The organism is Segetibacter aerophilus, from assembly GCF_007991655.1.
GTDB classification, from domain to species: Bacteria; Bacteroidota; Bacteroidia; order Chitinophagales; family Chitinophagaceae; genus Segetibacter; species Segetibacter aerophilus.
On sequence record NZ_BJYT01000006.1, the window covers coordinates 277,830 to 301,069 of the forward strand.

At 35.6% G+C, this 23,240-nt stretch carries 27 protein-coding genes and 1 tRNA gene; 15 read left to right on the forward strand and 13 right to left on the reverse strand.

Features of this window, described 5'->3' with window-relative positions:
- Positions 1-268: 268 nt before the first annotated feature.
- The 5 genes from SAE01_RS09980 (at position 269) to SAE01_RS10000 (ending at position 4,591) form a co-directional block, all read left to right on the forward strand.
- Entirely contained in the window at positions 269-1,552 is a 1,284-nt protein-coding gene (locus SAE01_RS09980) for a site-specific integrase (RefSeq protein WP_147203606.1), read from the forward strand.
- Positions 1,553-1,562: 10 nt separating this feature from the next.
- Entirely contained in the window at positions 1,563-2,357 is a 795-nt protein-coding gene (locus tag SAE01_RS09985; protein WP_147203607.1) for a hypothetical protein, read from the forward strand.
- Between the two features lie 66 nt (positions 2,358-2,423).
- Positions 2,424-2,720, forward strand: coding sequence for a helix-turn-helix domain-containing protein (locus tag SAE01_RS09990; RefSeq protein WP_147203608.1), 297 nt, complete (start codon positions 2,424-2,426; stop codon positions 2,718-2,720).
- Positions 2,721-2,754: 34 nt separating this feature from the next.
- Entirely contained in the window at positions 2,755-3,900 is a 1,146-nt protein-coding gene (locus SAE01_RS09995) for a hypothetical protein (RefSeq protein WP_147203609.1), read from the forward strand.
- A gap of 19 nt (positions 3,901-3,919) precedes the next feature.
- The gene (locus SAE01_RS10000) at positions 3,920-4,591 is read left to right on the forward strand and encodes a hypothetical protein (RefSeq protein ID WP_147203610.1); all 672 of its coding nucleotides are present in this window, start codon (positions 3,920-3,922) and stop codon (positions 4,589-4,591) included.
- 34 nt (positions 4,592-4,625) lie between these two features.
- Here SAE01_RS10000 and SAE01_RS10005 read toward each other — a convergent pair whose 3' ends face one another.
- Together SAE01_RS10005 and SAE01_RS10010 are read right to left on the reverse strand one after the other, a co-directional pair.
- A complete protein-coding gene (locus tag SAE01_RS10005; RefSeq protein WP_147203611.1) occupies positions 4,626-5,042 on the reverse strand; it encodes a response regulator in 417 nt (138 codons plus the stop codon).
- A 350-nt stretch (positions 5,043-5,392) separates the two neighbouring features.
- Entirely contained in the window at positions 5,393-6,019 is a 627-nt protein-coding gene (locus SAE01_RS10010) for a hypothetical protein (protein ID WP_147203612.1), read from the reverse strand.
- A gap of 521 nt (positions 6,020-6,540) precedes the next feature.
- Between SAE01_RS10010 and SAE01_RS10015 the strand changes: the two genes are divergently transcribed.
- Entirely contained in the window at positions 6,541-6,732 is a 192-nt protein-coding gene (locus SAE01_RS10015) for a hypothetical protein (RefSeq protein WP_147203613.1), read from the forward strand.
- Positions 6,733-6,769: 37 nt separating this feature from the next.
- Here the strand turns inward: SAE01_RS10015 and SAE01_RS10020 are convergent, their stop codons facing one another.
- The 5 genes from SAE01_RS10020 to SAE01_RS10040 all read right to left on the reverse strand — a co-directional run bounded on the left by SAE01_RS10020 (position 6,770) and on the right by SAE01_RS10040 (position 9,770).
- On the reverse strand, positions 6,770-7,198 hold the full coding sequence (locus SAE01_RS10020; protein WP_147203614.1) for a response regulator: 429 nt from the start codon (positions 7,196-7,198) through the stop codon (positions 6,770-6,772).
- Between the two features lie 191 nt (positions 7,199-7,389).
- Entirely contained in the window at positions 7,390-7,668 is a 279-nt protein-coding gene (locus SAE01_RS10025) for a hypothetical protein (protein WP_147203615.1), read from the reverse strand.
- 198 nt (positions 7,669-7,866) lie between these two features.
- A complete protein-coding gene (locus SAE01_RS10030; RefSeq protein WP_147203616.1) occupies positions 7,867-8,070 on the reverse strand; it encodes a hypothetical protein in 204 nt (67 codons plus the stop codon).
- A gap of 927 nt (positions 8,071-8,997) precedes the next feature.
- On the reverse strand, positions 8,998-9,249 hold the full coding sequence (locus tag SAE01_RS10035; RefSeq protein ID WP_147203617.1) for a hypothetical protein: 252 nt from the start codon (positions 9,247-9,249) through the stop codon (positions 8,998-9,000).
- Between the two features lie 341 nt (positions 9,250-9,590).
- Positions 9,591-9,770, reverse strand: a complete 180-nt coding sequence (locus SAE01_RS10040; RefSeq protein WP_147203618.1) for a hypothetical protein — start codon at positions 9,768-9,770, stop codon at positions 9,591-9,593.
- Between the two features lie 1,033 nt (positions 9,771-10,803).
- On the opposite strand from SAE01_RS10040, the gene SAE01_RS10045 reads away from it, so the two are divergent.
- The 7 genes from SAE01_RS10045 to SAE01_RS10075 all read left to right on the forward strand — a co-directional run bounded on the left by SAE01_RS10045 (position 10,804) and on the right by SAE01_RS10075 (position 16,972).
- Positions 10,804-11,241, forward strand: a complete 438-nt coding sequence (locus tag SAE01_RS10045; RefSeq protein ID WP_147203619.1) for a response regulator — start codon at positions 10,804-10,806, stop codon at positions 11,239-11,241.
- A gap of 1,323 nt (positions 11,242-12,564) precedes the next feature.
- Positions 12,565-13,140, forward strand: coding sequence for a hypothetical protein (locus SAE01_RS10050; protein ID WP_147203620.1), 576 nt, complete (start codon positions 12,565-12,567; stop codon positions 13,138-13,140).
- A 296-nt stretch (positions 13,141-13,436) separates the two neighbouring features.
- A complete protein-coding gene (locus tag SAE01_RS10055; RefSeq protein WP_147203621.1) occupies positions 13,437-13,886 on the forward strand; it encodes a hypothetical protein in 450 nt (149 codons plus the stop codon).
- 189 nt (positions 13,887-14,075) lie between these two features.
- On the forward strand, positions 14,076-14,699 hold the full coding sequence (locus tag SAE01_RS10060; RefSeq protein ID WP_147203622.1) for a hypothetical protein: 624 nt from the start codon (positions 14,076-14,078) through the stop codon (positions 14,697-14,699).
- Positions 14,700-14,871: 172 nt separating this feature from the next.
- A complete protein-coding gene (locus SAE01_RS10065; protein WP_147203623.1) occupies positions 14,872-15,753 on the forward strand; it encodes a hypothetical protein in 882 nt (293 codons plus the stop codon).
- Positions 15,754-15,948: 195 nt separating this feature from the next.
- Complete coding sequence (locus SAE01_RS10070; RefSeq protein WP_147203624.1) at positions 15,949-16,356, forward strand: DUF3997 domain-containing protein; 408 nt, start codon at positions 15,949-15,951, stop codon at positions 16,354-16,356.
- A 172-nt stretch (positions 16,357-16,528) separates the two neighbouring features.
- Complete coding sequence (locus SAE01_RS10075) at positions 16,529-16,972, forward strand: DUF4262 domain-containing protein (RefSeq protein ID WP_147203625.1); 444 nt, start codon at positions 16,529-16,531, stop codon at positions 16,970-16,972.
- Positions 16,973-17,953: 981 nt separating this feature from the next.
- Here SAE01_RS10075 and SAE01_RS10080 read toward each other — a convergent pair.
- Positions 17,954-18,025 (reverse strand) — tRNA-Arg (locus SAE01_RS10080).
- A gap of 70 nt (positions 18,026-18,095) precedes the next feature.
- Here SAE01_RS10080 and SAE01_RS10085 point away from each other — a divergent pair.
- Together SAE01_RS10085 and SAE01_RS10090 are read left to right on the forward strand one after the other, a co-directional pair.
- Positions 18,096-18,560, forward strand: coding sequence for a VOC family protein (locus SAE01_RS10085; protein WP_246113199.1), 465 nt, complete (start codon positions 18,096-18,098; stop codon positions 18,558-18,560).
- 68 nt (positions 18,561-18,628) lie between these two features.
- Entirely contained in the window at positions 18,629-19,279 is a 651-nt protein-coding gene (locus SAE01_RS10090; RefSeq protein ID WP_147203626.1) for a hypothetical protein, read from the forward strand.
- 28 nt (positions 19,280-19,307) lie between these two features.
- Here the strand turns inward: SAE01_RS10090 and SAE01_RS10095 are convergent, their stop codons facing one another.
- From SAE01_RS10095 to SAE01_RS10115, 5 genes are all read right to left on the reverse strand, one after another.
- The gene (locus SAE01_RS10095; protein ID WP_147203627.1) at positions 19,308-19,574 is read right to left on the reverse strand and encodes a hypothetical protein; all 267 of its coding nucleotides are present in this window, start codon (positions 19,572-19,574) and stop codon (positions 19,308-19,310) included.
- A gap of 7 nt (positions 19,575-19,581) precedes the next feature.
- Complete coding sequence (locus SAE01_RS10100; RefSeq protein ID WP_147203628.1) at positions 19,582-20,676, reverse strand: M4 family metallopeptidase; 1,095 nt, start codon at positions 20,674-20,676, stop codon at positions 19,582-19,584.
- 263 nt (positions 20,677-20,939) lie between these two features.
- Positions 20,940-21,419: an SRPBCC family protein gene (locus tag SAE01_RS10105; protein WP_147203629.1), complete on the reverse strand. Its 480-nt coding sequence runs from the start codon at positions 21,417-21,419 to the stop codon at positions 20,940-20,942.
- 270 nt (positions 21,420-21,689) lie between these two features.
- On the reverse strand, positions 21,690-22,484 hold the full coding sequence (locus SAE01_RS10110; protein WP_147203630.1) for an ABC transporter ATP-binding protein: 795 nt from the start codon (positions 22,482-22,484) through the stop codon (positions 21,690-21,692).
- A gap of 9 nt (positions 22,485-22,493) precedes the next feature.
- The gene (locus SAE01_RS10115; protein ID WP_147203631.1) at positions 22,494-23,231 is read right to left on the reverse strand and encodes an MlaE family ABC transporter permease; all 738 of its coding nucleotides are present in this window, start codon (positions 23,229-23,231) and stop codon (positions 22,494-22,496) included.
- Positions 23,232-23,240: the final 9 nt, after the last annotated feature.

Consider the following 23,240-nt stretch of genomic DNA (forward strand, 5'->3'; position numbering starts at 1 on the left):
ACACTTGAAAATCAGTACAGAAAAATAAAAAACCCCTGGAAAGCAACGCAGACAGGGGTATAAAAATTATTTGTAGCCTTGACAGGACTACCACCTATTTAATTTGCATCTTTTTTGTTCTTATTAAATAATACTCTTTCTAAAGGGGAAACTGAGTTTTGCAAGTAAAAACGAGCAAAGAGAGATTAAGGAAAGATAAAAAAAACGTTACCCCTAAAGTTCCCCCATAACAAAAGTTGACTACCTTGTAGAGACTTAATTAACTGTTATGACAATTTCCTTTTACCTTAAACGTCCTTCCTCAGATATTGACACTTCTATTTATGCTATTCTGTTTTACGAAGGATTGAGAATGAAGTATTATACTCCTGAAAAGATACTTCCTAAGCATTGGAACAAGGATGCACAAAAGGCGAAGCAAACGGATAAGTTCAGAGAACATTCAGAATTTAATCAAAGGTTGCAAGATTGGAAAAGTGATGTAGGCAATATTTATAGGAAATGGATAAATAACAATAAGGTTATTCCAAATACTGCAACATTGAAAGAACTGCTTGATAAGGAACTTAAAAAAGTTGAAGCAAAGAAGGAGTTGAACGAAACATTTACCGGATACTTTCAGCAATTGATTAATGAAACAAAGGAAGGGATACGGCTACAACCTAAAAGCGGAAAACCTTATTCTAAAAACACAGTAAAGGCTTATACAACGACGTTCAATACTCTAACCAGTTTCGCTGCTACTTACAAACCTATTATAGACTTTAAAAACATTAACCTAGACTTCTATGCTAACTTTACGAGGTACTTAACCAAAGACCTAAAATTTACCTCTAATACTATAGGCAAGCATATTAAAATTATTAAGGTTGTAATGAATGACGCGACTGAACGAGGTGTTAATACGAATATGCAGTTTAGAAGCAGAAAGTTTAGTGTAACAAGTGAAAACACAGACGCACTTTATTTAAATGAAAAAGAGGTAAGGGAGATAGAAAACCTGGACCTAAGTAAAAACAAAAGATTAGACAATGTCCGGGATTTATTTCTTGTTGGTTGTTATACAGGGTTGCGCTATTCTGACTTCTCAATATTAAAACCGGAACAAATTCAAGACGGTTTTATTGAAACTACTCAAATAAAAACCGGTGATCCTGTTGTAATTCCGATACACCCAACTGTAGAAAAAATTCTTGCAAAGTATGATGGACAATTACCGAGGTCAATAAGCAATCAAAAGACAAATGAGTATCTGAAAGAATTAGGTAAATTAATTCCTTCACTTAATACTTCCACGTCTAAAACATTTACTAAGGGTGGTTTAAAGGTTACTAATAATCATCTTAAATGGGAAATATTATCATCTCACACTGCCAGAAGGTCGTTTGCTACAAATGAATATTTAGCCGGCACGCCTTCAATAACTATTATGGCTATTACAGGACATAAAACAGAAAAGGCATTTCTGAGATATATAAAACTTACACCAAATGAACATGCGAAATTGCTAAAACTACATTGGCAAAACAGAGATCAATTAAAGGCAGTATAAAAGAAAACTAATGGAAGTAAAAACTGCCGAAATTGAAAAATTTTTAGAATTAGGCCACGCATACGCTTGGTACTTAAAGGATTTGATAGAACAAATTATACCTCTTGATTTGCCAAGTGCAAATCAAACTCTTATAGATTTCGAACAGAAAACTCCAGTGGACCTAAGATTTAAAAGTTTATTGAATGAGGTTCGGAAAAATTTAATTCTAATGAATGACGTGTCTGTTATTTATAACTACAAATCTTATATCGAAAAGTCTTTTAATGATAATCTTTCTCTAGTGCAAGGTTGGTTCGATGCTGAGCAGGAAGTAGTGCCGGAAGAATTACAACTTTATAGATTGGAAGGTGATCCTCCTTACAAAAATTTGTCATCTACGCGTCTTTTAGCACTTAATCATCTAAACCTGCTTAAAGCAAATTTCTGGCACATAAAACAAATTATTTTGGACGAGGTTGATTTCGAGTTAGAACTAAGAAGTAGTGATGTTATGCCGGTTGAGAAATATCGGGTAGCTGTGAATAGACGAGAAGGCCAAGAAAAGTTTGAAAAATTAACTCACAAACAGCAAATTTTACTTTTGCACTTTCTGGGATCATTTGAATTACCAACTTTAGCAAGTTTGACAGACATTCAGAAGGGATATCTTTTTGGAAGATTGTTAGGGTTAGATAAGGACAATACTGAAAATTATATACGATATAAAAATGGTCGAAACGTAAAAGATCAGTATAACATTAAAACAGAAAAGAATATTCAAATAGTAAAAGGAATACTTAAAGAGGTAGGTTTAGAAAAATAGTAGTAACTACACTACCTACTACATCTAATTAAACTAAGTCAATTTGTGTAAACAAACATAACGTTTATGCAAGACTACATCCTTTCTCCTTTTACTCGAGATGAATTAAAACTTGACTTCTCAGAAGTGGTAAAAAAAGAGTTCCAAAATTTGCTTTCTGCATTACAAGATGCTAAACCGGCCAACGCTCCAAGGTTTTTGACTCGCAAACAAGCCGCCGCTAAATTAAGTATATCTCTACCAACATTAAACGAATGGACTAAAACTGGAAAGGTTATAGGCTATCGGGTTGCGTCGCGCGTACGTTACAAAGAAGATGAATTAGAAAGTTCTCTTTCCAAGATTAAAACACGCAGGAATTAGAGTTTTAATTTATTCATCTCTACATGCAAGTTCGATGTATGATTACGTAAAGCTATGGGTTCGAGAGAAGGAGCAAATAGATAAAATACTAGATAATCCTCTACTATCCTTTAAGCAGCTTTTTAGCATTGATACAGGCGAAGTAATAAGCTATCCTATTACTTGTACCTGGAATGTTTTTACCCTTAAATTAAAATCTCCTACATGGTTGCAAATAACAGGAAGTTTACACAAGTATTGGAATAACGGTACTAATGAAAACGATTTTACGTTTTCCGATGTTAATCAAACTATTGAAAAGTTTTGCAGGCAACTTGACCTCAGTCCTTCACTTGCTACAATACATAACCTTGAGTATGGCATTAACATAAGACCTTCAATCAATGCAAGTACGATTATTCAACAGGTGATTTGTTTTAAAAATACACCTCCTAGTAAGCCTTATGAGGGCAATAAAAATCATTTTCCATTTATAGAGTTTTCGATAGATGCCTATTACTTCAAAATATATGATAAGGGTAAACAGTATAACACAGATAATATTTTGAGAATTGAAGTAAAGGCCATGACAGCTAATAAAATAAAGTTCGCCGGTGCAGTTACGCTTGAGGATTTGACGAAGGTGGAAGTAATGCAATTACTAGGTATGGAATTAGACCACTTTTGCAGTTTCATTATTTTCAATGATCCTTCCATTAACCCAAATGAATTAAAAAGAAAAGATAAGGACATTTATAACCGGTTGAAGTATTGTGAGGAATGGACGCAGTACGATGGACATAAAACGACAACTCAAAAAAGGTATGAAGCGAGATTTAAAGATGTAGTTGACCAATACGGAGTCCGACATATCTACAGTCATCTTAAATTGCTGGTAAAAGAGAAAGTTGGCTACCTATCTAAACCTTCTAAATGGCCTATTTCCTTATCTATATATACCAAGGAAGTAGACCAAAAACGTTATTGTAAGTCTTGCAATAAACCTCTCAACCCGAGCCAGAAGAAAGAGAGTTTATACTGTTCAGCTAAATATGTGGGATTAGAGGCGGCTCACAAGTGTAGAAACTCGAATAGTAATGCAATCAATAACCTAAAAAGGAAAATAGAAAAGATAGAAAGTAAGGGTGTATTATTTGACATTACGCCTTATGTTATCAAACAAAAAGTAAAGGCCGTATAAGTGTTTTTAAATTCCACTGATGAAAGACAAATTACAGAAGCAATCATTCAAGTCTAAAACAGAAGAAAAAATCAAAGGCCTACTAAGCAAAGGCAAGTTTAAAGAAGGGGATTTAAAACTCTTTGACGATGAAGAAATGACGGTGTTAGGAGAATACTTTACCAAAAAGCTCAATGAACTAAAAGGAACTGAATTTGATGACTTTTACGATAAAATTGAAGCAATAACTCCAAAGGATACTAAGACTCAATTATGGTATAAAATACATAATTCTATTACTTGGGCTATATCTACATTTATTCATGATAATGGCAGAATGCCGTCTCCTTTTGAAATCGCTAATAAAACTGAGATGAGCAGTTATTTAGTAAACCAACACATGAAGGAATATAGCAAGGACAGCAAGTATATAAATAGCAAAGAGCAGTTTGAATTTATGACTTCAAAGGTGTTAGCCAAAGTTTTCAAATTTGCTGTTGATGGTGACATGCGAGCAGCTAAACTTTATTTTGAAGTTGTTGGTAATTTAAAGGGAGAAAATTCAAATAACCCAGTTATAAACAATCAGAATAATTACATTCAGATAAATCAATTAAAGCTAAGCCAGGAAGCAATTGAACAACTTGCGCCGGAGCAATTAAAAGAAGTAGAACGCCTTTTTCAGCAGGTAGTATTAAAGGTGAAGGATTAGGAATGCAAAACTAAAAAACAACCGAGTCATGTTTTTAACTGGGGTGTTGCGCAATGTCCCAATAATGGGTCACACTCCTTAAAAGAGTTATCAACGAGCGGTAGTCATTGGGTTTAGTAAAAAAACCTTGAGCCAATAAATTATATGCTTCTAATATATCTTTTTTAGAATTAGATGTTGTTAAGAACACGAAGGGAATACTTTGCGTTCTCAATTTTTCGTCTTTGTTAATTTGCTTTTTTAGCTCTAAACCATTAAGTAAAGGCATACTTAGGTCTGAGAGGATTAAAAATGTTTTTTCGGAGGTTGTTTGCAAATACCTTAATGCTTTTTCGCCATCTTCGAAACACTTCCTTTCATTTTGAATGCCGATGTCTGCAAGGGCTTGTACAATCAATTCGCAATCATCTAGATCGTCCTCTATAATCAAAATCGGGTGTGCAGTTTTCATTATTTACATAGCGTTAACGGTGAAAGTAGTTTAAGGCCATTTTAAAACACTTTAAAATATTTTAAGTATTACATCGTTAAGTGCAGCAATATAGAAAATTCGAATATCATCAAATGGTGTAGAGTGCGGATATGAACGCTCATATAATCTGTTTACCTCTAGGTGCTTGATTGTAATTATCCCATCACTCCTAAAGTTACCTAAAAGACTTTGTACATGCCTTTCCTGCAGGTTGGGTGTTTAATTGCCCCCCCTTACCCGGAATTAAACGAATTAGCAAATCATTTCGGTTATGCTGTTAGGGCCTGGGTAGACAGCGGTAAATGATCGTCTGGCTGCACTCCGAAGTATCATTTGAGCCGGTATACATCAAAGTCACTTTTTTGAGTGACTTTTTTGCTTCCCTTATAGATTAATACCGTTTTAGTAATAAACAAAAAAGCAAGGATCGATATTATTGATAGCAAGAACAAAAAACCTAAAGAAGGGTAGTACTTTAATACCAATCCTAAAATAATCATATCTATCAAATACATAAATAGTATCAAAATGTATTCTGCTGAGTACTGGGCGCTAAAAACTTTCAACTTCAAAACATTATGCTGCCTGTCTCTAATATTGAACAGGCTATCGTAGGTATAGGAATTGTCGTACATCATAATCCTTACTCGACGCATCACATCTTCATAATGTCTAAGTACAAAACCTGTTTTTTTAATATTTAAATAGATATATAAGGAAAAAATATTCAGGCAAAAAAACAGAACAAAAATTCCCAACAAAACCCATGTTAAATATCTTTTGTCAAAATCTTTTATTACCGTAAGACTGAGCCCAACTACTACGAATAGCACCGTGTAAAAAAAGTTCATAGCCTTAACTCGCCCCTCTTCGAGATGCCTATAATGCGTCCATGCTTGTCTAAATTCCTCCGTTACAAAATCATGATTTATTTTAGTTGGGTGTATGTTTTCCATCAAAAGCGGTTTAATGCAATCAGCTGATTAATAAATATACTTACTACCCGCATTAAACCACCTCAGAAGTGCAAGTTTATAACTGCAATGTCAGGTCCTTCCTAATCAAGCAATAGTTATAATGTTGTAATTACTGTTATTTCGCGATATATTAGTACTCTCATTTGTTACTTTGAGAGTGTTGACATTTAAAAGCCTTGCAGTAATGTGAGGCTTTTTTAATTAAAATATAAGAAGAATAATAATATTAGTATTTGTTGATATATTTATCTTCGTGTTTATAATTTTGCTAATGGGGGACGAAGATTTAACGTACTCGTATAAAGAATTACAATTGTTAGTCCCTCAATCAGACTTTGAAGAATTAAAGCGGCTCACGCTAATTGTCCAGAGAGAGCGCAGATTATATTACTACATAACCCTTAGTCGCATAACAAGAATGATAACTAGAAGAACAGTTGAACTGACGCCGACTTCGAAAGTCTCATTCTAAATTATACTACAATTACTAATCCAGTCAGATGATCGAAGCCCCAACTTATACGTTAGAGCAATTACAAGAGATCATACCTCTACTAGAATTAGATGAGCTAAAATCTATTACTGCAAAGGTTAAGAACGAAAAATCTAGCTATACTACAATTACGATGTCCAAAATTCTTGTAATGATTAGTGCAAGAACACTTGAATTGGTAAGGCGGACACGTTATTAACGCACCAAAGGGTATTATGATGCATGGAGGAGAATTACTACGGCTCGAAACTATTTGGTGAGGAGCATCTTTTCCAGTACTCCATAATCACTGAAATTGTTTTCACTAATTCTGCCATCGTATTTTGCTTTATAAAGAATCCCTGAACAGAAGCGCTATAAGCATCTATGACCGCTTTTTGGGTTGCCCCGGTAGTAAAAAAAAGATAGGGGATGCATTTGACTTGAAGTTTTGCATCCAGCCTAATTTTTTCTCTCATCGCAAAGCCGTTAAGTTTGGGCATGTTGATGTCAGAAAGAATTAAAAAAGGCGTTATGTCGGTCCTGTTTAAGTAATTTAACGCTTCTTCTCCATCACTAAAAAACTTGATCTCGTTTGGGTAGTTGAGCTCTTTAAACACCAACGATAGCACTTCCTGGTCATCGACGTCATCTTCTATAACAACAACAGGTCCACTACGATCCATAGAGAAAGTATTAAAAACAAACCTGGCGGAATTTTCAATTTCCTATTCTTTTTTCAGTCTAAAGAAGCCTCAGTTCTTTTTTCTGACAGTTGGAAATAGAAGAAAGTAGTAAATTAGTAGCCTCATTTGTATACATGGTTAATCTTTAGAGCCCGCATTCCTGCTGGGCTCTTTATTGGAACTACTTATAATTAGATATATGTAAAATGCTTTTGCTTGTCTATTGCACGTTCAACAATATTCTCCGCTACTTTTCCGGCATAGTTTAGAGGAATGTCTTTAAGAGCATAAGTGTTCAAAATTTTCCTGAATTTAAATATGACACTTTTACTAACCTCAACATAAAAGTCTTCTATTCTAAAAAGTTCATAAGTAGAAATCTCATCTTCATGCTCATCAATTTTAAATGCATCTATTAATAACTCTTTCTTTTGCCTGTCTGGTAAGTTGTTGTATTGTTCCAAGTTCATAGTTGCAGTATTCTAATTCGCGCCTATTTGAATTGGAACTAACACAACAAATATTCCAGTTTTGTCTAATGGATGTTGCGGGAAATGTACTCCCAAGTTAGACAAACATGTGGAAAGGTGTATACAAATGTTATCGTTGCAAGGGGGGAAAGGTGGACGAAGCCCGGGACATAAAGGATTATTAAATAAATTTTATAATCACTTCAGCATTTGTTTCAGTACCTTAATTTTTTCTCGAATTGCCTTAACTACTTCAAAAGTCCGGTCTGCCCGTATCGCCGCTTTGAACTTCAGTTCTTCTTGTTCTATTTGTTTTTGAAGATCTACGTCATCGTTTTTTTCCTGCTTGCAAGTATCTTGGGAGCGATCAAACGATGTGTCGCGAGGAGTTGATGATAACATAAAGTGTAATTATTTAGATGAATGCGTCTGTAGGGTTACAATTGACTTTCTAAACAATTACCTATGCCTTTTAAGAAGGGGAACGGTAGCTTTTTAAACAAACGTGAAGTAATATACGAATTAGAATTTTAAAAAGCAAAGCCTGAACAAGTTGGCAAAAATTTTGACTGTAACAGAGGGTTTAAGCGTATGGAAGATTGCAACCCTCCTCCCAACTAACCAACATTTTGAAAATCGTTTAAAGATTATTAATGGCGCGGCATTTAAATAGCGTTGACTTTGAAACAAAAAACTGGAAGAATCTTTATAACCTACTTACTAAGCATCAAGAGGGAGAAATTGTAAGCGAGGTCGAACCACCTGGATTGTTTGTCAGATATATTGAAGCAAGACCTTTTACTAGTTTGGCAGTGGAATTATTCAACGATGAAGACCGCTTCTTGTATAGACTTAAATTTACATCTAATATTCTTCCTTCTACTAGCTATTTTCCCTGGCAATCATTTAGGTTGTAGGAGGTGAGTTGGCTTTTAAATCAGCGTTTCCGGCGATGTTATTTTATGTTAATGACTAAAGTATTAATAATTTAGTCGTTCACAACACCGTATTAGCCACAAGGAAAGTAGTACAAGAGATTGATGCTTGTAAATAGCTTTTTGTCTCAACTGCGAAATGAATTTGTGTTTTATAAAGCCACGGTGGTATTAAGGTGCTAATTGTGTAGTTGTTACCAATCCTTTAGACAACTATCAACGTATGTTCTCGTGCAAGCGTCATGCTGCATCTAAAGCATCTCTTATGATCCTACTAAAGTTATTATCGGTTCTCGCTGTTGTTCTAGTGCTAGTTGCTATTTTTTTAAATTCCTACAAAAATGAGGTCAGCCCGAAGAACAATTCTATTAATAAACCTCCTGCTAAATGAGCTTTACTTAATTCTTTGAGCTATTTTATACAGACAAAAGAATATTGTTTCCTCACCTATTTGTGCAGCTTTAACCCTCGCTATAAATTCTTTAAAAACTTCTAAGAGAATGTCAGATGCTTTATCAGTATCGTTAACTGTTTTTAAAATTGAACCATAAATGACACTTGCGTAAACATCATATAGTTCTGTTATTCCATCACTAGGATTATTTAATAGTACTTTCAGCAAGTCCTCTTCTACACTCGAACGCATTATCTTACTCTTTGTCATTGTGTTACTAGCATCTTATAGAAAGGAATAACATAACAATCAGAACCAGCACTCAAAATAACACAGAAAGAATTTTTATAAGCATACTCTAAAATGCAATCCTTCTGAATTACCAACACTTAAATCCTACTTGAACTGATTAATTCTGATTCTTCCCTTTCTATAGTTAGAGTATATAAGCAATTATACAACCACGTTACTGCTAAAGATCTAGGAGATGTAAAAATGTATCTATTTAAAGAGGTAGCCCTTACCCCAACATCAGATCCAAATCTAATTTGTCGAATATTAGAAGACCTAATATTGAAATTATAGAATGTAGCTCAATTGTGACTATCAATCCAGGCCATAACAGCATAACCAAATTGCTCAGCAAACTGGGTTAACTCCGGATGCGAAGCGCTATCAAAATTCCAACCTGCAAGAAAGCTATGTACACCGCCGTTAAATCCTTTACTTCCTTGGCTATAGGATAATGTTCCCCAGTAGTAGTTGTTAGCCATTAAGTGGTAATTTTCTGTTGTTCCTGCGCCACTTAGGGGCTAGGAGTCCCTTTAAACTCCTTTCCATTAAGGTCAAATACTACCGTGATGTTGTCCATGTCAGCAAAACTATTTTTATGGTGCAAAGCTGCTTAAATAAATACTTAAAAGATTTAATACGATAGGAATAGACTTTATATGTTTAGACCTTACGTGAAACGAGTTAGATATGATTAAGTCTTCACCTGCGGCTTTTACCAGGTATCTTATCGGAGTTTTTTTATAATTCGTGTATGGACTGCAACCCAAACTATGTGCTTTTCCTCCTTTCTTAGAAAGAAAATATTTTAACCCCATTAATTGTTTGACCTTTTTAAATATGCAGCAAAAAGAACGAGTTAAACTAGCCGAACTAACTAGAATAGCAATATATATTAACAAGGAGCTATTAGCAAATGAAAAGAAGTTTCTTGAAGCAGTATCTTCTAACCAAAGCCGGTTGTATCTGCAAGACTTGAACGAAAAAATAAACTACCGGTGCCGCAAAGAGCGTCTATACCTAGGCGCAGCAAAATCTCTATTGAGGATAGGTGAGAAATAGTTGCTAGCTATTGAATTGATCCTCTCAATAGACCTATTGCAATAATGCCATTCATTTGGTATATTCAATTTGAGTTGGGGGGAGTTACTTGAAGGCCTTGTAGAAATGCGAGGCTTTCTTATTTGCTATGTAAAAGCATCCCTCATTATATGCAATCATACTTTGTATCTTGTACTTTTGATATATGCCCAATATCCCTACCTATACTTCAGAGCAATTGCAAGAGATTATACCTCTATCAAACCTAAAAGAGCTTAAATTAATTACCGAAATTGTCAAGAGTGAAAAAGCATGCTATAGCACCTTTACGATGTCAAAAATTCTTGTAATCATTAGCAAAAGGACACTCGAATTGGGAAGCAACCTTTTATAAGTCATCACTTATTGACAGTGATCTAACTGGTCATAGTATAAAATTTCAACTAATGACATTTTAGGAGTTATCTTTCCAACATGCATAAAAAGGGTGAAATAATTTTTATTGAAGACGACCTAGACGACAGAGAACTTTTCGAGGAGGCTTATAAAGAATTAGCAATTCCAAATCGGCTAGTCATTTTTAAAAACGGACGTGAAGCATACGAATATTTCAACAATATGAAGAAATCGTTATTTCTGATAATCTCGGATATTAATATGCCAGGAATGTCTGGAATACAATTGAGAGACAAAATGCAGCAGGTGGGAGAAATGAATTTACGTACTATACCTTTTTTGCTCCTTACAAACGGAACGTCACCACAAAATATTTTGTATTCATATAGCCACTCTGTACAAGGCTTTTTTAGAAAGCCGTCTACTTATCCTGAACTAAAAAATCTCTTGCAAAAGATATATACGTATTGGACAAATGTCACTGAAGCTACCTTTTCTAACTTGCCACCTGAGTAAGAAAAAATCGAGCTATTTTCTATTAATGTACCTAAGTCTTCTAACGCGTCTACAGTTACCACGCATGTTAAATAAAAAAAAGCCCCGCGTAAAAACAGCAGAGCTATTAAACCTATTAATCAAAACATATAAACTGTAATATTAATAAAAATCCTATTCCACAGTCGTCCGGTCATTTAAATTCAGGGGAATTTTAAATTCGTATTATCTTAAAGACATTCCCTTAAAGTACGCAGACAAGGTAGCAGCAAATATTATTGAAACTGCTATCGGCAAGCAAAAACAGATGACTTTTATCTGATCAAAATCAAGTCTTTGTCTTTTAAATTAGTAGTCCAATGCATCAATTTTTTTTTTGCTGTAGAACCTTATGCGACTAAGAAGGCAACTATGTAAACGATGGTGGTATTCTGCCGATCTTACACCGTATTAAAGCGTCCCCTGTTCCATCAGTTTGCCTAACAACTCCCTCGCTTTCACTGCGTTTATTTAGTCAAGTAGGTTATCATATATTATAAGTAAAACCTTCCCTAGTTTCTTACATAGTTTCATAGGAAATATTGTTTGTTCATCCATCTTTTGGTCTTGTATTGGGAGCGAAAATCAAAACGATTAGAGGAGACCGAAGTACTACTAATGGATAAAATAGCGAATGGGCAGGATAACCCCCAGCCCATTCAAAAAAAGAAACCCCCAAAGTCTCAATTAGAACGAAATTACATCATTGTGAAGTAAGCGTTCAAACATTAAAAAAAATTAATTACTTGCATAGACAACCTTTTTTTATCTTGCCACTACAATAAGAAAATTACCCCCAAGGTGAAAAGGGAGTGCCGGAAGGCCTTCCTTTCTTATTTTAAGAAAGCATAAGCGGTAAAAGAAGTGCCAGATAAAGATTTCAGTCCGTTCTAAAAACAACTACTAAATCGTAAGCGGCAAGCAAAATACGATTACACTATTATAACTACCTTGGTTATCTCAAAAAATTCTATTTCCTTCACTCTAGGTATAAGGCGTAGTATTGAAGTTAATCCTCTACCCATAAAACTTTCAGTATAGAACAGTAGCAGTTAGGGCCTTAGCGCATCAAAGGATTTGCGATAAGCCCACACCATAAAAACTTACAGAATTAGCAGTTTGGTTTTTTACAAAAAGAGGATTTGAAATAAAAGTTGGACAAGGCACTAAAAAAGCCTCGCATAGCTGCAAGGCTTTCAACGTCAACATTTTCAAGTTAACAAATGAGAGTACTAATATCTGTGCTTTAACAGTGAATAAAAGGCTACTTTCCCTAATAATTTAGGTTATTAGAAAAAAGATACTATGGCAAAGCCTTCTTCTTGTCCTGACTTGTACGATGAGTGTAGAACAATTTCAATTACAAAACTCAAGGAGTGGAATTACTTAAATCGTAATGATTTAAAGACGGGTAATATAAGCTGGAGCAGAAATAATACCGTGCATTCAAGAATAGGAATATTAGTCAATACTATTTCAACTCGTCCTTTTGTAGAGTTGGACTATAAATGCAACGATCAAGTTATTAACTACAAAGTTTACTTAATTAGTAAGCCAACAAATATTGGTAAAGGCGAGCAATGGTTTTTCGAATGCCCAAGTACCAAAAAACTCTGCCGGAAACTTTATATGATTAGTACTTACTTTCTTCACCGGAGTGCCTTTAAAGGGGCTCTATATGGGAAGCAGACCTATTCTAAAAACAACAGAGATCAATTCAGAGAGTTTAAAAAGGAATTTGATATAGAGGATGCTTACGAGACAACTTATAGCCGGTATTTTAAAAAGTCTTATAACGGTAAGCCAACAAAGAGATATAGCCGGATTTGCAAAAAGTTGAGCGGAAGTAAAATCGGTTCTTTAGATAGATTTGGTATTTAAACTTGCGTCTTTTGTGTTGATAAATTAGGATTTCAGAATTTCCTCAACACAAAATGCGCAATTGCAAGAGATTGAAAAAGAGCATTTAACACCAATTTTTATTCTGCAACTAAATTGGGTAAGTTGCGTTTATTTAAGAGTTATGCGCACTAAAAAAACACTAAATCTACATGAGTGACACATTAAATAAAAAATGTCCTTACTGTAAGGAACTTATTAAAAGAGATGCACTTTTTTGTATTAAATGCAATAACTTTTTAAATTGGCGTAGGTATCTAAACTTTGGAAATACTTTTTTGGCACTTTTAGTCGCTTTGATTTCTGTGCTCTCTTTCGCAATACCTGCAATAAAAAATTCTTTAACAGCAGAAAATTCTGTTCTACATGTAAATTACTCATTTGTTTATGGTGGCCATATTATGATGATTGTATCTAATTCAGGAACTAAGCCGGGACACATAATAAATGGACTTATTTCTTATAACAATGGTGCTCAGAAGAACATAAATGTCCAAGTGGTCGGAGTAGCCGCAGGTGAGAATTATATTGCTCAAGGAAGCTCTAAAGAATTTCAGTTATTTATTGACGACGATGGCAAACGTGAGATACAGAACGACCTTCGCAATCTAAATAATTTAAGTGAAATAATTTTACTCGTTAACGTTATCAACTTCAACGGAAAGAGAGAAACGTACAAATACAAACTGGAGAAAGCTGACTTTGTAAAACTAAATGAAGCAGAATGACGAAACTGCCCGTAACATGAGTGTTTATAAAATTGTGGCTGGATGTGGGGCATTCAACTGTGAATCACTATTTTGCTTTTGTGGTAATTGAAACCAGACGTTTTTTAAATGCGACAACTTCATGAACACTTTATCGTGGCTGCAAACGAAGACAGTCTCCTTTAAGTGATTGACATTTATAAAATGACAATGAAATATTATTCTTTCTTATTCTTTTTACTCACTCTATTCAGTTATGCTTATGCCCAAACTCCGACTACCATCCCCGGGTATTACGTAACTAACACAAACGATACGGTTAACGCTCAAATAAAAATGCCCCATTATATATTTAGCAATAAAGCAATGCTAATAAAATTTGCTGAGAAGGTAACCATTGTTGACAGCGTAAAGGGAAACATGGTATTTAAAGTAAATGATATTAAAGGTTTTGGCTTCTTATATAATGATAATAGGTATCAATTTTTATCGAAAGATTTTGGGCGAGAGAACGCTTTTAGTGCAAGTACTCATAGATTTTATCAAGCTATCATTCTTGGACAAAAAAGCAATCTTTACCACAGGTTAACAACTGTGGACCCGAGTGGACGCATACTAGGTATCACCTATTTTTTAGAAAAGTCAAATGGTACAAATACAGCCATCTATTTATTTGCACGAATACAACCGGAGTTTATTAGAAATCTTTTAAAACAGTTTTACAAAGACAATGTTGTAGTTCACACATTAATTGACAGTAAATTTCAAAACAAATCCTTTGAAACATGGCAAAATGATATAATAGAAATAGTGCAAGCCGTAAATAAGTTATAAACTGCTGTGCAGCCGACACTATGTTTATAAAATCGTGGCTGGACATTAAGCATTCGACTTTAAATCAGTATTTTTCTTTAGTGGTTAATTGAGACCGAAGTTTTTCAATTGCCACAACTTCATAAACACTTAACGTTAGCTGTTAATTACACCTTGGTGACAAACATTAAAAATGTTTTTAGAAAAATATCAAACAATAGGAGTAGCATCAGATGAAGCCAAGTTAAAATTAGCTGCTATTCTTTTCGATAAAGTTTGTTGTACAGTAAAAGACATCCCGGTTCCAAAAAACCTGCAAGCCCCTTTTCTTTTAGATGATAAGGAACTCGACACTATTCATTCTCATATCTCAAATCAGATTGAGAAGGGTTTCATGGATGTTTACAGAGAAAGATTCATGGACAAGTACGTTAAAAAAGAACAGACTATAAGTAGAGATAAGGTAATAGAACATATGGAAGCATTTGCAACCGAACCTGTTTCAAAGTTTCGTAACCTTATTGTTGTGGAAGCATCTAAAAAGCTTTTTGGAAATAAGACGTTGCCAATACCAATATTCAACCAAACAATCTTTCAAGATTATCTTGAAAATGATTACCGAAATCAATTAATGTTAGACAAAGTCGAAGTAGAAATTATAAATGCACCCATTATCGTTGCTTCAGAATTACAATGGAGCCAGATATCGGAGGCAAAAAAGGATTCCGACTTTAATAAAAAAGTAAAACGTTTTTCGCTCTTTATCAATAAGAATTACAAAGGAAAGGACATTTCGTTTATTATTGATGACCTCTCAATTCAGATTGAAGATTATAAAGAGGCTTGCAATAAACACGGTATTAGACTTGCAAACGAAACGTTCAAATCACTATCAACTTCCAAGTCATTATTTGGTACAGTAGCAGTAGTACTTTGCTCATTGTTACTAAAAATGCCAGAATATGCAATTGTATCAGGTTTAGCCGGAGCATCACTGGAGCTCTTGAATTTGAAAGTCACCGTAAATCAATTTACAGATAACTTTGAGACTTTCGTTTCACAAAGCCCCATTTAGTTGATTTTGGAAATTGACAAGATGAAAGACAGAAAATGAAGACTACAGCTAACAGCATGTTTATGTAATACTGGCGGAAGAACATAAACCAATCTTTCTATCTTTTATCATCATCAACAAGTTTTTGGAACATTAGTATTTTAAATACCAGTACTACATAAACACGTTCAACGTTATAAGCAACCTTGAAAACACTTGTTTAAACCCGAACACTACGTATTGATTTTATGCTGCCTACTGTTAACGAGCTGTTTCTTTGACAGTAGGTTTGAGACTATTAAAGGGGAGTATCAAATAGGGTGGATTGATGTAAGCGAAAGCCGTGCTATTTATAATCAAGAGAGGTTAATTACTCCATATGTTTTTGCCGTAGGGCATAATTCAAGATTTATCATTGCTAAACAACATCCTTCCACTGATTTCCCTAAAAATTCTATTGATAAAAGCATAACCAATTACTTTGCAATTGACATGTCTAAAAATCCGTATCCAGGTCAAGATGGAATATATGGTCCAATGCCCAAAGCAGAATTTGATAATTTTTGCAATAGAGAAAATATCAACAATATTGAGTTCGATATGACTTATGATGGAGTACCGTAAGGCTGCTTATAACAACAGCTTCTATGCAATAGTGGCTTTAGGAATAGACTTAAACTGAATATCTTTAATGAGCTTTAGAACAGCAGTAAGGCAGTAGTGCAACGAATACCGCTACTGCATAAAGCTGAAAAGCGTTAGGCGTAAGTTTATTGGAACATTGTAACTAATAAGAATGGAAAAGATTAAAGCAGGGATTGAACATTATGGTTGGTATGTTATACAGGTTTTAGAAGATGACAATAATCCTCCGTTTGGCTATTCTATTGGCCTATTTGAAACATTCGGACATCCTGAGGTTTTGATAGTAGGTCTTAAACTTGAATTGATCCATTCTCTTATTAATATAATTGGCGAACAAATTAGAAACGGAGAAACTTTTCAAGAAAGCCATTTTTATTCAGACATCTTAACCAATTATCAGTGTTACTTTACTTCTGTCAATCCTGAGAGTTATAATGACTATGTTTATCAGGCAATTAATTACTATAACGAAAGCAATTTCCCATTATTACAATATATCTATCCTACGGTTAAAGGCATTTATCCCTGGGAGGCAGAATGGCCTGAAGAAATTGCTTACTTACAACCTATTTTAGGTAAATCTCCCTACGCCTAACAACAGCTTCCATGCAATAGTGGCTTTAGTGATAACGTTAAACAGAATATCTTTAATGAGCTTTACAACAGTAGTGGATGATACAAATATTACTGCCACTACTAGATAAAGCCGAAACACGTGGGTTGCAATTTTTTTATGACACATCCTATACTTCCAATCTTAATAGGAATAATTTCTTTTCTACTTTTTGTTTTCTATTTGGTGACAGGGATTAAAAGGAAAAATTTTTTTCGATTTATTTCTTCGTTAGCCTTCGTTCTGGTTTTAGTTTTATGTTTTTTGTGGCTCGGAATTTTAGCAGCAGGGAAAGCGACTTCCAAAGCGACGGAAGCAATAGACAGAGTTAAGAGTAAATTCGCATCGAGAACCGGAGGAGAAATATACTTAGCATTATTTGGGGAACCAACTGTCAGCTGCTTGAAAGTTGTCAATAAAACAGACCAAATTGTACCAAAACTTGATTGCTGTATATTGTTGGAATTTAAAACTTGTCCAGAAGAACTGCGAAGGATAATTAGCCTTGAAAACTATCACTCCGAAGTTTATGACTCCAAGGACACGGCTCAGTATATCCCGACTTATAGTCCTAAACCTAGGTGGTGGACACCAAATAATTTAAACAAAACGGTTATGGTTTTAAGGAGCTATAATTCGGATAATCCAAATCGAGACAAGTTTTAATTTTTGCGAGTGACAGTACCCGTGCGTATTATTGCGATATGGCAGATTAAAACTGCAACCAACGGTGTGTTTACAAATTGTGGCTGGACGTCAAGCATTCAGCTATAAATCGCTATTTTGCCTTTGTGGTTAATCGAAACTAAGTTTCCAAATACCAAAGATTTTAAAAGCTCCTTTACCTCACTAAAGTTTCAGTTACTTTCTAATCAATTGTTACTAAAGTTACCCCTACAGTTCCCCCTAGTTACTTTTATTCTTTCAAAACGTTGGTAATAAACAACTTAACATCGGTAGTTGTAGCCTTGACAGGAATCGAACCTGTATCTAAAGTTTAGGAAACTTCTATTCTATCCATTGAACTACAAGGCCTCTTAAATTCCGGCAAAAATAATCGTTTCTCGCATTCGATTTATAGCTATTTTTCCTCCAAACTATTTTTATGATAAAGACATTGCTCCGCCATTTATTAATTCTAGGCATTTTTACAACTACTACTTACAACGCAAATGCACAAACTAAAAAGCCGGTGATGTTAAACCATATTGCAGTGTATGTAAAAGACCTGCAAGCAATGACCGAATTTTATAGAACTATTGTTGGGATAGATACAATGCCCGAGCCTTTCCACGACGGAAGGCATTCTTGGTTCCCGATAGCTGAGCATAGCCAACTTCATTTTATTAAAGGAGCAAAAGACATCACACCTCATGATAAAAACGCGCACTTATGTTTTACGGTAAGCTCTGTGGATGAATTTGTAAAACGTTTAATCGCGGCAAAAATTCATTACGAGGATTGGCCCGGAAAAGCTAATTCTATTACCACCAGGGTTGATGGCGTGAAGCAGGTTTATTTCCAGGACCCGGAGAACTATTGGGTTGAAATTAATGACGATAAGTATTAACAACTGATCATGTAATCTTACATGGTTGTCTTTAATTCGCGCTTATCTTTGCAGCCCAATTTTAAAATATGAAGTTTTATAACCTTTTAATAAAGTACCGTTTTTATTTAAGCATCCTGGCTCTTGTTCTGGCAATCATCGTAAATATCAGTGCAGGCTTTTGGGCCTCTTTCATTCTTTATTTCCTCGCTGTAATAGGTTTGGCAAGTCATTTCTTCATTGGCCCGCTTCGTCTTATCCAGGAGCCGATGGAACAGGGTAACATGGAAGAAGTGCAGAAGATAATGGCTTCCATTTGGTTCCCGAACTTGCTATACAAGCCTATTCGTTCTACCTATTATACTCTCAAAGGCAACCTTGCCATGATGGACCAAGATTTCGACTCTGCTGAAAAGCATATGAAAAAGAGTTTAGACTTGGGGTCACCGATGGCAGAAGCTGAAGGCGCCAACAAACTACAACTTGGAATGATGGCTTTGCAAAAAGGCGATATGAAGACTGGAGAAAGTTATGTGCGGCAGGCTATTCGTGCTGGCATTGCTGATAAGGAGAGCCAAGCTGTTGCTTTTTTAAGCATGTGTCAAATCTTTATGAACAAAAGAGAGTTCCGGGCCGCCAAAGACTACTTCAGAAAAGCCAAAGCATTAAAGCCGACTACGAAGCAGGTAACTGACCAGATAAAAGAAATTGAAAAATATATTTCCAGAATGCCTGGATAAAATTTTAGAAACGATTGTGTTGCTAGCTCTATTTCTTCACTATAGTAAGATTGTCTTTTAGCTCTTCAAACGTTTTTTTATATGATGCCGGAATCTTTTCCCAATCAATGGAAATAGTTCCGGCATTATACTTTAACTGATAATCTGATGCATCTCTTCTTTGACCCGGCCCATCGTCTTTACTCTCTATTGCCTGTATCAGTTCTTTCAACTCAGCACTTGTCCAATTAACCTCTTTTTCGGCTTTTTTCGTAATTGGAATGATTCCACCGGTTCTTAGAAGTGTAATACGCATAATTATTTTATTTGACTTTGGCTGCATTCCAGCCATCTGTTACGGCTTTAGCCTCCAGGCTTTTTGTGCCGTATAGTTGTCCTGCTATTTTTATAGTTAGTTTTCTCATGTCACTAAAACTCGCGTTCTTCTTTAGATTTGTTTTGTCCGTTAAAGCTGTGTACCAAATTTTACCGGCTTTCTCCCATGCAAACCCTCCCATATTAAAGGCTGCAACATAAAAAGCAAAATTTGGAATCCCTGAATTATAGTGCACTCCTCCCCAGTCGCCAGACGAGGTATCGGGAAGCTTTACAAATCCATCCATGGTTGCAGGTTGAGGATCGTCACCGAGCTCGGGATGATTTCTATACCCGGTTCCCGGCTCTTTCATACTTCTTAACGCGTACTCGTTTCCTAATAAAACGTTTTCGCCGATTAACCAGTTCGACTTTTTCACATCCTGGTTTAGCATCCGTTGCTTAATTAAGATTCCAAAAACATCGGAGAACGATTCGTTCAGCGCTCCCGATTGCAAATGGTATTCGAGATTGGCTTCGTACTGGGTAACTCCATGAGTAAGTTCGTGACCTATAACATCGATGTCGGTTGTAAAGCTACCGAAGATAGTGCCGTCACCATCTCCGAAGATCATTCTTCGACCATCCCAAAAGGCGTTGTCGTATTTCTTATCATAGTGAACATACTGTTGAATAGTCAGGCCGAGATTATCGACAGAATTGCGCCCAAAAAGTTCGTAGTAAAACTTCCATGTTCCGCTACCTGCGTTGATAACGTTTTTAGCATCTTTATCGGTTGGAAGTTTAGGAGAAGTGTCGCTCCAAAGAAGTGTTGCACCCGTAGTACTTGCTTTTCTGTTGCAGCTATACACTTCCATTTTCAAAACCGGCACCTTGGTTGGTTTCTTTGCTACTGCACATAGTATCGCTTGTTCTGTTGCACTGGTATCTTTAAAAAATTCACGATCACTTCTTAATCTGAAACTTCGAAACTTGGTATTAACAGCAATTTTTGATAGGTTTTTATTTTCAGAGTCGACTAACTTGTCGGTGAGGTAAGGAGGTAAAATGCATTGAATCGGGGAGAAGTGATTTTTACACATACAGTAGTTAGTTTTAAAAAGAATAAAGAGGTTGTTGAAGATAATATTAAAGGCGAGTTTATACAAACACAATTTTAGGGAGCTGGAGGGATGGACGTCCTTAGATCTTTTGCGTTTACAAACTTTAAGCTATCAATTTAGCACTGTTGTGTCACTCACTTGTACCGTTATTAACTAGTGGGCACGAGGTGAGTTACGCCAAACAGTTTTTAAAAGCTTTGAAGGTATTTTCGTGTAGTTCCCTAAATAAGAAAAAGTGGCAGTTATCCTTGTGACTTAAATTCTCCAAATCTTTGAACTACTGATTGGTAGCGGAAATCAAATATTTGTTGGAGCTGTTTTTTTATGAATAAGCTATTTGCCATGTCTCCCAAAAACCAGAAAGGAATTTTATAGTGTACTATGTCGGTCATTTCTACACCACCTGCAACTTCTTTAAAATGGTGTTGGTGATGCCATAGGCTATATGGTCCAAATCTTTGCTCGTCGATAAAATAGCTGTTATCTTTTACGTGTGTAATCTCCGTCATCCAGTACACGGGAATGCCGAAAAGAGGCTTAACGGTATATTCTATAATCTGCCCCTCATACATCCGTTCGCCGTGGTGTTTACTTCTTATCGTAAAACCCATATAAGCGGGTGTGATGTCTTTTAAGTTATCCGGTCTGCTAAAAAAGGCCCATGCTTCATTTAAAGTTATAGGGATAGTTTGAACCGTTTTTAAAGAGTACACCTTAGACATGCTTTTAGAATTAGTCAGTACTAACAATACCAGCAATGAAAGGTTTATAAACTTTATGAGCTTGAAAAAAAATGGGCTAAAATTATCAAATGTAAGAAGTCGTTAATGCTGCAAACGGGAATGGCAGAATCGATGTTTTTCGAATGCTTTTTTAAAAGAAGAATAACGATTTGCGGTAGAAGTGTGCGACGCAACGATGACGATTGGTGTACAAATGCACAATCAAAAAAAGAATTTAGACTAAAACCAAAGGCCTCTCAGCCTCTTACTTTAAACGTTAGCCGGCTCTTTTTTGTCTTGCTCTTCGTGCATCATTCGCATCTGTTTGGCGTCTTGCAGAAAGTCAGATGCAAAAATGAATTCATTAAGTTTTTCGTCGTTGCTGCGAATAATCTCTTTGTTTGAACCTTCCCATTGTTTACGGCCCTGGTACATATAAAAGATGTGATCACCAATCTCCATTACGCTATTCATGTCATGCGTAACTACGACAGTGGTAATCTTATATTCAAGAGTGATGTCGCGAATAAGGCGATCGATAACAAGTGAAGTTTGTGGATCTAAACCAGAGTTAGGCTCGTCGCAAAAAAGGTACTTAGGGTTGAGTACGATTGCTCTGGCAATACCCACTCTTTTTTTCATACCTCCACTAATTTCTGAGGGAAGTTTTTTATTGGCGCCTTCCATGTTTACCCTTGCAAGAACTTCATTTACCTTTTTCAATTTCTCACCTGAGGTAAGTGTTGTAAACATATCTAGCGGAAACCTGATATTCTTTTCAACAGTCATACTATCGAACAGGGCTGAACCTTGAAAGAGCATTCCTATCTGCTGGCGTAATTCCTTTTTTTCGTCTTTAGATGCATCAATCATACTCATTCCGTCATACACGACCTTTCCCTCGTCCGGGGTAAAGAGGCCTATAATGCATTTAAGTAAGACGGTCTTGCCACTACCGCTCGAGCCTATAATAAGATTTGATTTCCCTGTTTCCATCACCAGGTTCACATCATTAAGAATAGTTTTGTCGCCAAAGCTTTTCTTTAAATTCTTGACTTCAATCATAATATAAATTTATAACAACAGAGCTGCAAGAGCGTAATCCGCAACAAGGATTAAGATACAACTTACTACTACTGATGTTGTACTTGACCGTCCAATTTCCAAGGAACCCCCGGTAACAAAGTAGCCAAAATAAGCAGGAATGCTGCTTACGATAAATGCAAAGGTGTATGCTTTACTAAGTGCGAACCATACGTTTTTAGGAAGAAAATTAGAGCGAAGCCCTATGTCAAAAATATCTGAAGCTACAATGCTAGACATGTTTGCTGCAGTACGTCCACCCCAAATTCCTAGAAAAGCAGATAACGTAATTAAACAAGGAATCATTAAAAGTGCGGCAAGAATTTTTGGAAGGACAAGGTAAGTTTTGGTGTTAATGCCCATGATTTCCAAGGCATCGATTTGTTCGCTGATCCTCATATTACCAAGTTCGCTGGCTATCTTACTTCCAACAACACCTGCCAATACGATACTGACCACCGTTGGCGAAAGTTCGAGGATCATACTATCTCTTACTATCTGCCCGATTGTGCTTGCCGGCACTAATGGACTCACCAACTGGTAAGCAGTTTGAACAGTAGTTACTGCACCTAAAAACAGGGAGATAATAACGACGATGGGTAAAGAGCCTATTCCAATTTCAACACATTGGTGCATAAATTCTTTCCAATACATCTTAGGGTTTTCGGGTCGGCTAAACATGCCCTTAAGCATCAGCAGGTATTGCCCGAATTTTGTAAAAAACTTCATGTAATAGCC